Origin of the sequence: Pantoea cypripedii (assembly GCF_011395035.1) — a bacterium.
GTDB lineage: Bacteria > Pseudomonadota > Gammaproteobacteria > Enterobacterales > Enterobacteriaceae > Pantoea > Pantoea cypripedii_A.
Window position 1 is genome coordinate 676,417 of record NZ_CP024768.1, and the last position, 14,640, is coordinate 691,056.

Genomic DNA, 14,640 nt, shown 5'->3' on the forward strand with positions numbered 1-14,640 from the left:
TCGTTAAGCTAATCGCCTTTTTACCATTCGCTTATAACAAGGAATCTGGACGTGAATATCCGTTTGAAAAAAATTCTTAACAGCGACGCCAGCAGCGGCGTCGTGCTGATTATTGCGGCGGCCATTGCCATGCTGCTGGCTAACAACGCCAGCACCCACCAGGGCTATCTCGACCTGCTGAATATTCCGGTGGAGTTCCGCTTTGGTGCGCTGGATATCAGCAAAAATTTGCTGCTGTGGATCAACGATGCACTGATGGCGGTGTTTTTCCTGATGGTCGGCCTGGAAGTGAAGCGCGAAATGGTGATGGGTGCGCTGGCCAGACGCGATCAGGCGATTTTCCCGCTGATTGCGGCGCTGGGCGGTATGGTGGTACCCGGTTTAGTGTTCCTGCTATTTAACATCGGCGATGCTGCCACTCGCAGCGGCTGGGCCATTCCCACGGCAACCGATATCGCGTTCGCGTTGGGTATCCTCGCATTGCTGGGCAGCCGGGTTCCTCCCGCGCTGAAGATCTTCCTGATGGCACTGGCGATCATTGATGATCTGGGCGCTATCGTGATTATCGCGCTGTTCTATACCAGCGATCTTTCCGTGCTGTCGCTGGGCGTAGCAGCAGGGGCGATTGTGGTGCTGGGCATCATGAACCTGCTGAATGTGCGTAATACCGGTTTGTATCTGCTGGTGGGGCTGGTGTTGTGGACTGCGGTGCTGAAATCTGGCGTGCATGCCACGCTGGCGGGCGTGGTGGTCGGTTTCCTGATCCCGCTGAAGAAGAAAGAGGGGCATTCCCCGGCCATCCATCTGGAGCACGCGTTGCATCCATGGGTACGCTGGCTGATTCTGCCGCTGTTTGCCTTCGCCAACGCGGGCGTTTCGCTGGCGGGAGTGACGCCCGGCAGCCTGTTCTCGCTGCTGCCGCTCGGCATCATGCTGGGGCTGTTTATCGGCAAGCCCCTTGGCATCACGCTGTTTTGCTGGCTTGGCGTAAAAACCGGGGTAGCGAAGTTGCCGGATAATACCTCGCTACGCGATATCGCTGCCGTCGGCGTGCTGTGCGGCATCGGTTTTACCATGTCGATCTTTATTGCCTCTCTGGCCTATGGTGAGGCCGCTCCCCAGCTGATCACGCTGGCGAAGCTGGGTATCTTGCTGGGATCGATAATCTCGGCCATTGTCGGTTATTTCCTGCTGTGGCGACGTCTGCCGCGTCAGGCGGCATAAGCTGACGCAGGGAGAGCGCAGATGTCACATATCAACTACAACCATCTGTATTACTTCTGGCATGTCTGCCGTGAGGGGTCGATTGTCGGTGCGGCGGAGGCGCTATTTCTCACGCCGCAAACCATCACCGGGCAGATCAAGGCGCTGGAAGATCGTCTGCAAGGCAAACTTTTTCGCCGTCAGGGACGCGGGCTGGTCCCGACGGAGCTGGGGCAGCTGGTGTTTCGCTATGCCGATCGCATGTTTATGCTGAGCCAGGAAATGCTCGATATCGTGAATTACCGCAAGGAGTCCCATCTGCTGTTTGATGTCGGCATCGCCGATGCGCTGTCCAAGCAACTGGTCAGTAAGGTGCTGGAGGCGGCGGTAGTGGCCGATGAGAAGATTCATCTGCGCTGCTTTGAATCGACGCATGAGATGCTGCTGGAGCAACTGAGCCAGCATAAGCTGGATATGATTGTCTCCGACTGCCCGATTGATTCGACGCAGCAGGAGGGGCTGTTCTCGGTCAAACTGGGCGAGTGCCCGGTCAGTTTCTGGTGTAGCGCGCCCTGGCCGGAACAGGCATTTCCTGCCTGCCTGGAACAGCGGCGTTTGCTGATTCCGGGCCGCCGCTCCATGCTGGGACGCAAGCTACTGAACTGGATTCATAGCCAGGGATTACAGGTTGAGATTCTTGGCGAGTTTGATGATGCGGCATTGATGAAGGCGTTTGGTGCGCAGCATAACGCGATTTTTGTCGCTCCTACGCTCTACGGCGATGCCATTTATCGCGATGATACCATTCAGGAGTTGGGGCGTCTGGATACGGTGATGGAGGAGTATCACGTGATTTTTGCCGAGCGTATGATCCAGCATCCGGCGGTGCAGCGCATCTGTCATGGTGACTTCAGCACGCTGTTCAGCGGCAAATAACAGACATAAAAAAACCGGCTAAGCGCCGGTTCTTTCACAAAGCGATTAACAGACGGGCGATTAAGCCAGTTTGTTGATCTGCGCAGTCAGGTTTGATTTATGACGTGCAGCTTTGTTTTTGTGGATCAGACCTTTAGCAGCCTGACGGTCCACGATTGGTTGCATTTCGTTGAATGCGTTCTGCGCAGCAGCTTTGTCGCCTGTTGCGATAGCCGCGTATACTTTCTTGATGAAAGTACGCATCATAGAACGGTTGCTCGCGTTATGCTTGCGACGTTTCTCAGATGTTACGGCGCGTTTCTTAGCTGATTTGATATTAGCCAAGGTCCAACTCCCAAATGTGTTCTATATGGACAAATCAAAGGCCGAGGACTATGCCTTTTGTGCCTTCTTTTGTCAATGGATTTGTGCAAATAAGCGCCGTTTTACAAACGACACCCGGTTACGTAATTGATGGCGCAAGATTCTACCAGCATCACCTCGTTGAATACAGTATTTCGCAATAAAATTCTCAAGATCGCACCTAAGCCCCTGCCTGCACGCGGAATAAGCTGTCACAGACGCAGGAAAGGCACGTATACGGGTTAACCTGAACGCTATTCAAGGGTATAATCCGCCGATTTCCACCGGTTTGAGTCAGCCATGAAGTTTATCCGCGGTATTTACAATCTCAATGAGCAGCATCGCGGCTGCGTCCTGACCATTGGTAATTTTGACGGTTTCCATCGTGGCCATCAGGCATTGATGGCAGAGCTGATTGAAGAGGGCCGTAAGCGCCAGTTGCCGGTGATAGTGATGCTGTTTGAACCACAGCCGCTGGAGCTGTTTGCGGGTGATAAAGCGCCGGCACGCCTGACACGTCTGCGTGAAAAGCTGAAGTATTTTCAGCAGGCAGGCGTGGATGAGGTGTTATGTGTCCGCTTCGATCGCCGTTTCGCTGCCCATTCGGCGCAGAGCTTTATCGCTGAACTGCTGGTATCGAAGCTGAACGTCAAATTCCTCGCGGTCGGCGATGATTTCCGCTTTGGTGCTGGTCGCCAGGGTGATTTCCTGTTATTACAGAAAGCCGGTACGGAATTTGGCTTTGATGTCATCAGCACCCAGACCTTTTGTGATGGGGTTGGTATACGCATCAGCAGTACCGCGGTGCGGCAGGCGCTGGCGCAGGATGACTTTGCTCAGGCGCAGGCATTGCTGGGCCATCCCTTCAGCATTTCAGGCCGCGTCGTGCACGGTGATGCACTGGGGCGCACCATTGGTTTTCCCACCGCGAATCTCCCTTTACGCCGCACGGTAACGCCGGTTAAAGGCGTATTTGCGGTTGAAGTACTGGGCCTGGGTGACGAACCTATCCCTGGTGTTGCCAACATTGGTACACGCCCGACGGTAAAAGGCCTGCGTCAGCAGCTTGAAGTTCACCTGCTCGACACAAATATGAATCTTTATGGGCGTCACATTGAAGTGGTGCTAAGGCATAAGATTCGCAGCGAACAGCGTTTCGCCTCGCTGGACGCCCTGAAAGAACAAATAGCGAAAGATGTGGTGACGGCCCGCCAATTTTTTGGGCTAAAAACAAAGGTTTAATGACCGAAACACGGAACCGAGAATCTGATGAGTGACTATAAATCTACCCTGAATTTGCCGGAAACGGGGTTCCCGATGCGTGGCGATCTGGCTAAACGCGAACCGGGAATGCTGCAACGTTGGTATGATGACAACCTGTACGGCATCATCCGCGAAGCCAAAAAAGGGAAAAAAACCTTTATTCTGCATGATGGCCCTCCCTACGCGAACGGCAGCATTCATATTGGTCACTCCGTTAACAAGATTCTGAAAGACATTATCGTTAAGTCGAAAGGCATGGCGGGCTTTGATTCGCCTTATGTACCGGGCTGGGATTGCCACGGTCTGCCGATCGAACACAAAGTTGAGCAGATGATTGGTAAGCCGGGCGAGAAAGTCAGCGCGGCGGAATTCCGTGCAGCCTGCCGTCAATACGCGGCGGAGCAGGTGGAAGGGCAGAAAAAAGACTTTATCCGTCTTGGTGTACTGGGTGACTGGGATCGTCCGTACCTGACCATGAACTTCCAGACTGAAGCCAACATCATCCGCGCGCTGGGCAAAATCATCGGCAATGGTCACCTGCATAAAGGCGCGAAGCCGGTGCACTGGTGTCTGGATTGCCGTTCGGCGCTGGCGGAAGCGGAAGTCGAATATTACGACAAAACCTCCCCGTCCATCGACGTGATGTTCAACGCGCTGGATGCCGATGCCGTGCGCGCTAAATTTGGCGTCACCGCGTCTGAAGGCCCGGTTTCTCTGGTTATCTGGACCACCACCCCGTGGACCATGCCCGCCAACCGCGGTATCTCCCTGCATCCGGAGTTTGAATACCAGCTGGTGCAGATCGAAGGCCGTAGCCTGATCCTCGCCAAAGATCTGGTCGAAAGCGTGATGAAGCGCGCGGGTATCAGCGAGTGGCGCGTGCTGGGTGAATGCAAAGGTTCAGCGCTGGAGCTGCAACTGTTCCAGCATCCTTTCCTGGAAAACATCCAGTCGAAAGTGGTGCTGGGCGAACACGTCACCCTCGAAGCCGGTACGGGTGCGGTGCACACCGCTCCGGGCCACGGTCCTGATGACTACGTGATTGGTCAGAAATACGGTCTGGAAACCGCTAACCCGGTTGGCCCGGATGGCGCGTATCTGCCGGGCACTTACCCGACGCTGGACGGCGTTAACGTATTTAAAGCCAACGATATGATCGTTGAGCTGCTGAAAGAAAAAGGCGCGCTGTTGCATGTGGAAAAACTGCTGCACAGCTATCCGCACTGCTGGCGTCATAAAACGCCGATCATCTTCCGTGCGACGCCGCAGTGGTTTATCAGCATGGATCAGAAAGGCCTGCGTGCGCAGTCGCTGAAAGAGATCAAAGGCGTGCAGTGGATCCCGGATTGGGGCCAGGCACGTATTGAAGCGATGGTGGCTAACCGTCCGGACTGGTGTATCTCCCGTCAGCGCACCTGGGGCGTGCCGATGGCGCTGTTCGTCCACAACGAGACCGAGCAGCTGCACCCGGATACGCTGGAGCTGATGGAGAAAGTGGCACAGCGTGTGGAGCAGGATGGCATCCAGGCGTGGTGGGATCTCGATCCGCGCGATCTGATGGGCGACGACGCTGACAACTACACCAGGGTGCCGGATACGCTGGATGTGTGGTTCGATTCAGGATCAACCAGCTATGCCGTGGTTGACGCCCGTCCGGAATTTGAAGGCCATAGCCCGGATATGTATCTGGAAGGCTCGGATCAGCATCGCGGCTGGTTTATGTCTTCACTGATGATTTCCACCGCGATGAAAGGCAAAGCGCCGTATCGCCAGGTACTGACTCACGGTTTTACCGTTGATGGTCAGGGCCGCAAAATGTCGAAATCCATCGGCAACACCGTCGCGCCGCAGGATGTGATGGACAAGCTGGGCGCAGACATTTTGCGTCTGTGGGTCGCCTCAACCGATTACTCCGGTGAGATGGCGGTTTCCGATGAGATCCTGAAACGTTCAGCGGATGCCTATCGTCGTATCCGTAACACCGCACGTTTCCTGCTGGCTAACCTGAGCGGCTTCAATCCGGCGACGGATAAAGTCAGCCCGGAAGAGATGGTGGTACTGGATCGCTGGGCTGTAGGCCGTGCACAGGCTGCACAGGCGGACATCGTGGAATCCTACGCCAACTATGATTTCCATGAAGTTATCCAGCGTCTGATGCAGTTCTGCTCGATTGAGATGGGGTCGTTCTACCTCGACATCATCAAAGACCGTCAGTACACCGCGAAGGGCGACAGCCTGGCGCGTCGCAGCTGCCAGACCGCGCTGTGGCACATCGTGGAAGCGCTGGTTCGCTGGATGGCACCGATCATGTCCTTCACCGCGGATGAAATCTGGGGTTACCTGCCGGGCGATCGCGCGCAATACGTGTTTACCGAAGAGTGGTACGACGGCCTGTTTGGTCTGGCGACAGACGAAGCGCTGAACGATGCTTACTGGGCTGAACTGCTGAAAGTCCGCGGTGAAGTGAACAAGGTCATCGAGCAGGCGCGTGGTGATAAACGTATCGGTGGCTCGCTGGAAGCGACGGTTACGCTGTACGCCGATGCTGAACTGGCGGCCAAACTGCAGGCGCTGGGCAATGAGCTGCGCTTTGTGCTGCTGACCTCCGGTGCCACGGTGGCGGATTACGCCACCGCGAGCGACGAAGCACAGCAGAGCGAATTGCTGAAAGGTCTGAAAATCGCCTTGCATAAAGCAGAAGGCGAGAAATGTCCGCGCTGCTGGCATTACACTACCGACGTTGGTCAGAACCCGGAACACGCGGCGGTCTGCGGACGTTGTTACACCAACGTGGCCGGTAACGGCGAAGAGCGTAAGTTTGCCTGATGAGTAAAGCTATTCTCTCAACCGGATTGCGCTGGCTGTGGCTGGTGCTGGTGGTGATTGTTGTCGATTTCGCCAGTAAGCAGTGGGTCATGAATAACATGATGCTGCACGAAACGCGGTCGCTGATGCCGTTCCTGAACCTGTTCTACGCGCACAACTATGGCGCGGCGTTCAGTTTCCTGGCGGACAAAGGCGGCTGGCAGCGCTGGTTCTTTGCCGGTATCGCGATCGCGATTGTGGTCGCGTTACTGGTCATGATGTATCGCAATCCTGCCCGCAACAAGTTAACCAACATCGCTTACGCGCTGATTATCGGCGGGGCATTAGGTAACCTGTTTGATCGTGCTTACCACGGGTTCGTGGTCGATTTTATCGACTTCTATATCGGTGACTGGCACTTCGCGACCTTCAACATCGCCGACTGCGGGATCTGCATCGGCGCGGCGCTGGTGGTGCTGGAGGGCTTCTTTAGCCCGAAAGGCAAACAGGTTAAAGATTAAGGGTAAATGATGACAGACACTGTACAGCGCGATAGCGCCCTGCTGGTGCATTTTACGCTGAAGCTGGAAGATGGCTCGACAGCGGAATCAACGCGCGCCAACGGCAAACCCGCGCTGTTTCGTCTGGGCGATGGTAGCCTGTCGGCAGCGCTGGAGCAGGAACTGCTGGGACGTAAAGTCGGCGATAAGCACGGTTTTACCCTGGCACCGGAGGATGCCTTCGGTGGCATCAGCCCGGACCTGATCCAATACTTCTCCCGTCGTGATTTTATTGATGCGGGAGAGCCGGAAGTCGGTGCCATTATGCTATTCAGCGGCATGGGTGGCAGCGAGATGCCGGGGGTGATCCGTGAAGTCTCGGGTGATTCCATCACCGTGGATTTCAACCACCCGCTGGCGGGGCAGCGCATTCAGTTTGAAATTGAAGTGCTGGAGATCGATCCGGTGCTGGAGGCCAGCGATGCAAATCCTGTTAGCTAACCCACGCGGCTTCTGCGCGGGCGTGGATCGCGCCATTAGTATCGTGGAGCGCGCGCTGGAAATGTACGGTGCGCCTATCTATGTTCGCCATGAAGTCGTCCATAACCGCTACGTGGTGAGCAGCCTGCGCGAGCGCGGTGCCATCTTTATCGAAGAAATCAGTGAAGTGCCGGATGACGCCATCCTGATCTTCTCTGCCCACGGGGTATCGCAGGCGGTCCGTGCCGAAGCGAAGGCGCGTAACCTGACCATGTTGTTTGATGCCACCTGTCCTCTGGTGACCAAAGTGCATATGGAAGTGGCGCGCGCCAGCCGTAAAGGCGTTGAAGCCATTCTGATTGGTCATGCCGGGCATCCGGAAGTGGAAGGCACCATGGGGCAGTACAACAACCCCAACGGTGGCATGTATCTGGTGGAATCGCCGGAAGACGTGTTCAAACTGGCTGTCAAAGATGAAAGCAACCTGTGCTTTATGACCCAGACCACGCTGTCGGTGGATGATACTTCTGATGTGATTGATGCGCTGCGTCAGCGTTTCCCGGCGATCATCGGTCCGCGTAAGGATGATATCTGCTACGCTACCACCAACCGCCAGGAAGCGGTACGCGTGCTGGCGCGTGATGCTGAAGTGGTGCTGGTGGTCGGTTCGAAAAACTCTTCCAACTCCAACCGTCTGGCCGAACTGGCGCAGCGTGCCGGTAAACTGGCTAAGCTGATCGATTCTGCCGACGATATTCAGGAAGAGTGGGTGAAAGGCGTGACCACCATTGGCGTGACGGCGGGGGCTTCTGCGCCGGATATTCTGGTGCAGCAGGTGATTCAGCGCCTGCGCGAGTTCGGCGGCGAAGCGGCGATTGAGCTGATTGGCCGTGAAGAAAACATCGTGTTTGAAGTGCCAAAAGAGTTGCGCGTCGAAGTTCGCAACGTGCAGTAACCGTTCGTAGCGGCGCGATTTATCGCGCGTCTTTCTGAAAAAAGCGCGATAAATCGCGCCGCTACAACTGGCAGACATCGTTCTGCCTTTTCATTATCTGCCGTCCGCGCAGACCCATTTCCACCTGGTGAGATTGCTTTTACTGATAATCTGACGCGGCTGGCATAAAATTCTTATTATCCCTTTTTTATTGTGGCGTGACTGTTATCTCACCGTTAACCTGTTTGCGCTTTGCATGCATAGATTTGTATCAGGAATGAATAAATATGAGTGAAATCCGCATTGCTATTGTTGGTGCGCCGGGTCGTATGGGACGCAATTTGATTCAGGCTGCGCAGCAGGCGGAAGGCGTAGTGTTAGGTGCCGCGCTGGCTCGCAGCGGTTCGTCGCTGATCGGTAGTGACGCCGGTGAACTGGCGGGAATCGGGAAAACCGGGGTGATGGTCACCGCCGATTTACAGCAGGTGGTGAATGATTTCGACGTGTTGATCGATTTCACCCGCCCGGAAGGCACGCTGGAGTACCTGGCCTTTTGTCGCCAGCACCAGAAAGCAATGGTGATTGGCACCACTGGTTTTGATGAAGCCGGTAAAGCCGCCATTCGCGCTGCGGCGGAAGAGATTGGCATCGTGTTCGCGGCAAACTTTAGTGTAGGCGTGAATCTGGTGCTGGAGCTGCTGAAACAGGCGGCGAAAGTGATGGGCGATTACGCTGATATTGAAATCGTTGAAGCGCATCACCGTCATAAAGTTGATGCACCATCAGGGACAGCGCTGGCAATGGGTGAAGCGATTGCCGAAGCGATGGACTGGAAACTGGACGAGCACGCAGTCTACGCGCGTGAAGGCCATACCGGTGAGCGCAAAGCGCAGACCATCGGTTTTGCTACCGTCCGTGCAGGCGATATCGTCGGTGAGCACACCGCGATGTTTGCAGATATCGGCGAACGTGTAGAGATTACCCACAAGGCTTCCAGTCGCATGACCTTTGCAAATGGAGCCGTTAAAGCCGCTTCCTGGCTTAAAGACAAGAAATCTGGCCTTTATGATATGCGTGATGTGCTGGATTTATCGATGTTGTGAGTGTTGTGAACCATCGTGATGTGGTTATTTCAATCGGTAAGATATTGATTGAATAGGGCAATATTATTATTGCCCTTTATTTTATCTTGAAAATAACCGTTATAGATTAGTTTTTGTTTGAGTCGCATTTTTTACTGAGTTTTTGAACGCTTTTCATCCTGTAAAACATCGTTTTTGACCATTTGGTCAAAATTTTCCACTCGCTAGCACCATTTCAAGATTATTTCCGCCTCGCAACCGTTTATTTTTCCCAGTTGTCTCTCTCTTTTGTCGCTTATTGTGGCTTTTAACATTCAGTTGCCCGAAAAAAACAAAAAAATACCGTCTCAGGGTAGACAAGGTGCAGGTCGATCATTAGAATGCGCGCAATTTGCCAAAAATCGACCATTCAGGCGGTTTTTGCATTGATTCAGGACAGTATTTTGAATTAATATGCAAATATTGTGACTGTTTATTCCCTGGAGGATGTTTTGATTAAGTCAGCGCTCTTGGTTCTGGAAGACGGAACCCAATTCCACGGTCGGGCCATCGGGGCAACGGGATCGGCAGTGGGGGAGGTCGTTTTCAACACGTCAATGACCGGTTATCAAGAAATCCTCACTGATCCCTCCTATTCCCGCCAGATCGTCACCCTCACTTATCCCCATATCGGCAATGTTGGCGCTAACGCCGCCGACGAAGAATCCAGCCAAATTCATGCTCAGGGCCTCGTTATTCGCGATCTGCCGCTGATTACCAGCAACTTCCGTAGTGAAGAAAGTCTGTCAGCCTACTTGCAGCGCAACAACATCGTCGCCATTGCCGATATCGATACCCGCAAGCTGACGCGTCTGCTGCGTGAGAAAGGGGCACAGAACGGCTGCATCATCGCCGGTGACAAGCCGGATGCCGCGCTGGCATTGCAGAAAGCGCAGGCGTTCCCGGGCCTGAAAGGCATGGACCTGGCGAAAGAAGTGACGACGGCCGAAACCTATGCGTGGCAGCAGGGGAGCTGGACGCTGCAAGGCGACCTGCCGGAGCAGAAATCTGCAGAAGAATTACCGTTCCACGTTGTCGCCTACGATTTTGGCGCGAAGCGCAACATTCTGCGCATGCTGGTGGATCGCGGCTGCCGCCTGACGGTGGTTCCGGCGCAAACTTCTGCGGAAGACGTTCTGAAGCTGAATCCGGACGGTATTTTCCTCTCCAATGGTCCGGGTGACCCGGAGCCGTGCGACTACGCTATCAACGCCATTCAGGCTTTCCTGCATACCGACATCCCGGTATTCGGCATCTGCCTCGGCCATCAGCTGCTGGCGCTGGCGAGTGGTGCGAAGACCATCAAAATGAAACTGGGCCATCATGGCGGTAACCATCCGGTCAAAGATCTCGATAACAACACCGTGATGATCACTGCCCAGAACCACGGTTTCGCCGTTGATGAAAGCAACTTACCGGCAAATCTGCGTGTGACGCATGTGTCACTGTTTGACCAGACCGTGCAGGGCATTCACCGTACCGATAAACCGGCCTTCAGCTTCCAGGGACATCCGGAAGCCAGCCCAGGCCCGCACGATGCAGCACCGCTGTTCGATCACTTTATCGAACTGATCGAAGCCTACCGTTCTAACGCGAAGTAATCAGGAGCTAACGATGCCAAAACGTACAGACATAAAATCCATCCTGATCCTTGGCGCAGGTCCGATCGTTATCGGCCAGGCATGTGAATTTGACTACTCCGGTGCGCAGGCGTGTAAAGCGCTGCGTGAAGAGGGCTACCGCGTCATTCTGGTGAACTCTAACCCGGCAACCATTATGACCGACCCGGAAATGGCCGATGCGACCTATATCGAGCCGATTCACTGGGAAGTGGTACGTAAAATCATTGAAAAAGAGCGCCCGGATGCAGTGCTGCCGACCATGGGCGGCCAGACAGCGCTGAACTGTGCGCTGGAGCTGGAGCGTCAGGGCGTGCTGGCAGAGTTCGGCGTGACCATGATTGGTGCGACCGCCGACGCCATTGATAAAGCCGAAGACCGCCGTCGTTTTGACGTGGCGATGAAAAGCATCGGCCTGGATACCGCGCGTTCAGGTATCGCCCACACCATGGAAGAAGCACTGGCCGTGGCCGAAGACGTTGGCTTCCCGTGTATTATCCGTCCTTCTTTCACGATGGGCGGCACTGGTGGCGGTATCGCTTATAACCGTGAAGAGTTTGAAGAGATTTGTGAGCGCGGCCTGGATCTGTCGCCGACCAATGAGCTGCTGATTGACGAGTCGCTGATTGGCTGGAAAGAGTACGAGATGGAAGTGGTGCGTGATAAAAACGACAACTGCATCATCGTCTGCTCCATCGAAAACTTCGATGCGATGGGGATCCACACCGGTGACTCCATCACCGTGGCCCCGGCTCAGACCCTGACCGACAAAGAGTATCAAATCATGCGTAACGCCTCGCTGGCGGTACTGCGTGAAATCGGCGTCGAGACTGGCGGCTCCAACGTGCAGTTCTCGGTTAACCCGAAAGATGGTCGCCTGATTGTCATCGAAATGAATCCGCGCGTGTCACGTTCTTCGGCGCTGGCCTCCAAAGCGACCGGCTTCCCGATTGCTAAAGTGGCGGCAAAACTGGCGGTGGGCTTCACCCTCGATGAACTGATGAACGACATCACCGGTGGCCGTACCCCGGCCTCGTTTGAGCCGTCCATCGACTACGTTGTCACCAAGATTCCTCGCTTCAACTTCGAGAAATTTGCCGGAGCCAACGATCGTCTGACGACTCAGATGAAATCTGTCGGTGAAGTGATGGCGATTGGCCGTACTTTCCAGGAATCGATGCAGAAAGCGCTGCGCGGTCTGGAAGTGGGTGCCAATGGCTTCGACCCGAAAGTGAGCCTGGACGATGCTGAAGCACTGACCCGTATCCGCCGCGAACTGAAGGATGCCGGTTCTGACCGTATCTGGTACATCGCGGATGCGTTCCGTGCGGGTATGTCTGTCGATGGCGTATTCAACCTGACCAATATTGACCGCTGGTTCCTGGTGCAGATTGAGGAACTGGTCCGTCTCGAGGAGCAGGTCGCGCGTGAAGGCGTGCAGTCACTGGATGCGACTTTCCTGCGTGCGCTGAAGCGTAAAGGTTTCGCTGATGCACGTCTGGCAACGCTGGCTGGCGTCGCAGAAGGTGAAATCCGCAAACTGCGTCAGCAGTTCAACCTGCACCCGGTTTATAAGCGTGTCGATACCTGTGCGGCAGAATTCGCCACCGACACCGCTTATATGTACTCGACTTATGAAGAAGAGTGCGAAGCCAATCCGAACCAGGATCGCGACAAAATCATGGTGCTGGGCGGCGGTCCGAACCGTATCGGCCAGGGCATTGAGTTTGACTACTGCTGCGTACATGCGGCGCTGGCGCTGCGTGAAGATGGTTTTGAGACCATCATGGTTAACTGTAACCCGGAAACCGTATCAACCGACTACGATACCTCTGACCGTCTCTACTTCGAGCCGGTAACGCTGGAAGATGTGCTGGAAATCGTGCGTATTGAGCAACCTAAAGGCGTGATCGTACAGTACGGTGGTCAGACTCCGCTGAAACTGGCGCGTGCGCTGGAAGCGGCGGGTGTGCCGGTTATCGGCACCAGCCCGGATGCCATTGACCGTGCGGAAGACCGTGAGCGCTTCCAGCAGGCGGTTGAGCGTCTGAACCTGAAACAACCTGCCAACGCCACCGTCAGCACGCTGGAGCAGGCGGTAGAAAAAGCGGTTGGCATCGGTTATCCGCTGGTGGTGCGCCCGTCCTACGTACTGGGTGGCCGTGCGATGGAAATCGTTTACGACGAAATCGACCTCAAGCGTTACTTCCAGACCGCGGTATCGGTTTCTAACGATGCGCCGGTACTGCTGGATCGCTTCCTCGATGACGCAGTTGAAGTGGATGTGGATGCGATTTGCGACGGCGAGCGTGTGCTGATTGGCGGCATCATGGAACACATCGAGCAGGCGGGGGTTCACTCCGGTGACTCAGCCTGTTCACTGCCGGCTTACACCCTGAATGCGGATATTCAGAACGTGATGCGTCAGCAGGTAGAAAAACTGGCGTTCGAACTGAACGTGCGTGGTCTGATGAACGTGCAGTTCGCGGTGAAGGATAACGAAGTTTACCTGATTGAAGTGAACCCGCGTGCGGCACGTACCGTACCGTTCGTCTCCAAGGCGACCGGTGTACCGCTGGCGAAAGTGGCAGCGCGTGTGATGGCTGGTAAAACCCTGGCTGAGCAGGGTGTCACCAAAGAGGTGATCCCGCCGTACTACTCCGTAAAAGAAGTGGTGCTGCCGTTCAACAAATTCCAGGGCGTTGACCCGATCCTCGGCCCGGAAATGCGTTCTACCGGTGAGGTCATGGGTGTCGGTCGTACCTTCGCTGAAGCCTTCGCTAAAGCGATGCTGGGTGCGCAGAGCAACATGAAGAAATCAGGTCGTGCGCTGCTGTCAGTTCGTGAAGGCGATAAGAAGCGTATCGTTGACCTCGCAGCAAAACTGCTGAAGTTTGGTTTTGAGCTGGATGCAACTCACGGTACGGCGGTGGTACTGGGCGAAGCCGGGATTAACCCGCGTCTGGTGAACAAGGTGCACGAAGGTCGTCCGCATATTCAGGATCGCCTGAAGAACGGCGAGTATACCTATATCGTTAACACCACCGCAGGTCGTCAGGCGATTGAAGATTCCAAACTGATTCGCCGCAGTGCGCTGCAATACAAAGTTCATTACGACACCACCCTGAATGGCGGTTTTGCCACAGCGATGGCGCTGAATGCGGACCCAACCGAGAAGGTGATTTCCGTGCAGGAAATGCATGCGCAAATCAATGGTTGATATCTAAACGATTGTTACAAATAACGGCTCCGAAAGGGGCCGTTTTTTTCGCTATTGTTAATCTTTGCATAACATTAGTTTATGACAATATTATGATTTTAAGATTTTTTAGCGCCTGATGCGGTATTTATTGTCCACACATTTATTAGCACGAATTTATAAATAGAAAGCGAGGCCGCTAGCCTTAGTATCTCAGTCGCTCATCTTTTCGAGCGTA

The 14,640-nt window shown here is 54.8% G+C and carries 11 protein-coding genes; 10 read left to right on the forward strand and 1 reads right to left on the reverse strand.

Features of this window, described 5'->3' with window-relative positions; translation table 11 throughout:
* Window positions 1-51: 51 nt before the first annotated feature.
* A complete protein-coding gene (gene nhaA / locus CUN67_RS03075) occupies window positions 52-1,224 on the forward strand; it encodes a Na+/H+ antiporter NhaA (protein ID WP_208713959.1) in 1,173 nt (390 codons plus the stop codon).
* A 21-nt stretch (window positions 1,225-1,245) separates the two neighbouring features.
* The gene (gene nhaR / locus CUN67_RS03080; RefSeq protein ID WP_208713960.1) at window positions 1,246-2,139 is read left to right on the forward strand and encodes a transcriptional activator NhaR; all 894 of its coding nucleotides are present in this window, start codon (window positions 1,246-1,248) and stop codon (window positions 2,137-2,139) included.
* 60 nt (window positions 2,140-2,199) lie between these two features.
* Here the strand turns inward: nhaR and rpsT are convergent, their stop codons facing one another.
* Window positions 2,200-2,463, reverse strand: a complete 264-nt coding sequence (gene rpsT, locus CUN67_RS03085; RefSeq protein ID WP_208713961.1) for a 30S ribosomal protein S20 — start codon at window positions 2,461-2,463, stop codon at window positions 2,200-2,202.
* Window positions 2,464-2,781: 318 nt separating this feature from the next.
* On the opposite strand from rpsT, the gene ribF reads away from it, so the two are divergent.
* From ribF to carB, 8 genes are all read left to right on the forward strand, one after another.
* Complete coding sequence (ribF, locus tag CUN67_RS03090; protein WP_208713962.1) at window positions 2,782-3,723, forward strand: bifunctional riboflavin kinase/FAD synthetase; 942 nt, start codon at window positions 2,782-2,784, stop codon at window positions 3,721-3,723.
* A gap of 27 nt (window positions 3,724-3,750) precedes the next feature.
* Complete coding sequence (ileS, locus tag CUN67_RS03095) at window positions 3,751-6,570, forward strand: isoleucine--tRNA ligase (protein WP_208713963.1); 2,820 nt, start codon at window positions 3,751-3,753, stop codon at window positions 6,568-6,570.
* Window positions 6,570-7,070, forward strand: a complete 501-nt coding sequence (lspA, locus tag CUN67_RS03100) for a signal peptidase II (RefSeq protein ID WP_084872574.1) — start codon at window positions 6,570-6,572, stop codon at window positions 7,068-7,070. Before ileS ends, lspA begins: the two co-directional genes overlap by 1 nt.
* A gap of 9 nt (window positions 7,071-7,079) precedes the next feature.
* Complete coding sequence (fkpB, locus tag CUN67_RS03105) at window positions 7,080-7,550, forward strand: FKBP-type peptidyl-prolyl cis-trans isomerase (RefSeq protein WP_208717055.1); 471 nt, start codon at window positions 7,080-7,082, stop codon at window positions 7,548-7,550.
* Window positions 7,531-8,484, forward strand: a complete 954-nt coding sequence (ispH, locus tag CUN67_RS03110) for a 4-hydroxy-3-methylbut-2-enyl diphosphate reductase (RefSeq protein ID WP_208713964.1) — start codon at window positions 7,531-7,533, stop codon at window positions 8,482-8,484. The genes fkpB and ispH overlap by 20 nt, the downstream gene beginning before the upstream one ends.
* 266 nt (window positions 8,485-8,750) lie before the next feature.
* On the forward strand, window positions 8,751-9,566 hold the full coding sequence (gene dapB / locus CUN67_RS03115; RefSeq protein WP_208713965.1) for a 4-hydroxy-tetrahydrodipicolinate reductase: 816 nt from the start codon (window positions 8,751-8,753) through the stop codon (window positions 9,564-9,566).
* A gap of 470 nt (window positions 9,567-10,036) precedes the next feature.
* Window positions 10,037-11,185, forward strand: a complete 1,149-nt coding sequence (gene carA / locus CUN67_RS03120; protein WP_208713966.1) for a glutamine-hydrolyzing carbamoyl-phosphate synthase small subunit — start codon at window positions 10,037-10,039, stop codon at window positions 11,183-11,185.
* A 13-nt stretch (window positions 11,186-11,198) separates the two neighbouring features.
* On the forward strand, window positions 11,199-14,423 hold the full coding sequence (carB, locus tag CUN67_RS03125; RefSeq protein ID WP_084872587.1) for a carbamoyl-phosphate synthase large subunit: 3,225 nt from the start codon (window positions 11,199-11,201) through the stop codon (window positions 14,421-14,423).
* Window positions 14,424-14,640: the final 217 nt, after the last annotated feature.

Excerpts from the sequence above, each read along its gene's own strand:
- fkpB (WP_208717055.1), top strand. The coding sequence starts at position 7,080 with ATGACAGACACTGTACAGCGCGATAGCGCCCTGCTGGTGCATTTTACG.
- ribF (WP_208713962.1), top strand. The coding sequence starts at position 2,782 with ATGAAGTTTATCCGCGGTATTTACAATCTCAATGAGCAGCATCGCGGC.
- carB (WP_084872587.1), top strand. The coding sequence starts at position 11,199 with ATGCCAAAACGTACAGACATAAAATCCATCCTGATCCTTGGCGCAGGT.
- ispH (WP_208713964.1), top strand. The coding sequence starts at position 7,531 with ATGCAAATCCTGTTAGCTAACCCACGCGGCTTCTGCGCGGGCGTGGAT.
- dapB (WP_208713965.1), top strand. The coding sequence starts at position 8,751 with ATGAGTGAAATCCGCATTGCTATTGTTGGTGCGCCGGGTCGTATGGGA.
- nhaR (WP_208713960.1), top strand. The coding sequence starts at position 1,246 with ATGTCACATATCAACTACAACCATCTGTATTACTTCTGGCATGTCTGC.
- ileS (WP_208713963.1), top strand. The coding sequence starts at position 3,751 with ATGAGTGACTATAAATCTACCCTGAATTTGCCGGAAACGGGGTTCCCG.
- lspA (WP_084872574.1), top strand. The coding sequence starts at position 6,570 with ATGAGTAAAGCTATTCTCTCAACCGGATTGCGCTGGCTGTGGCTGGTG.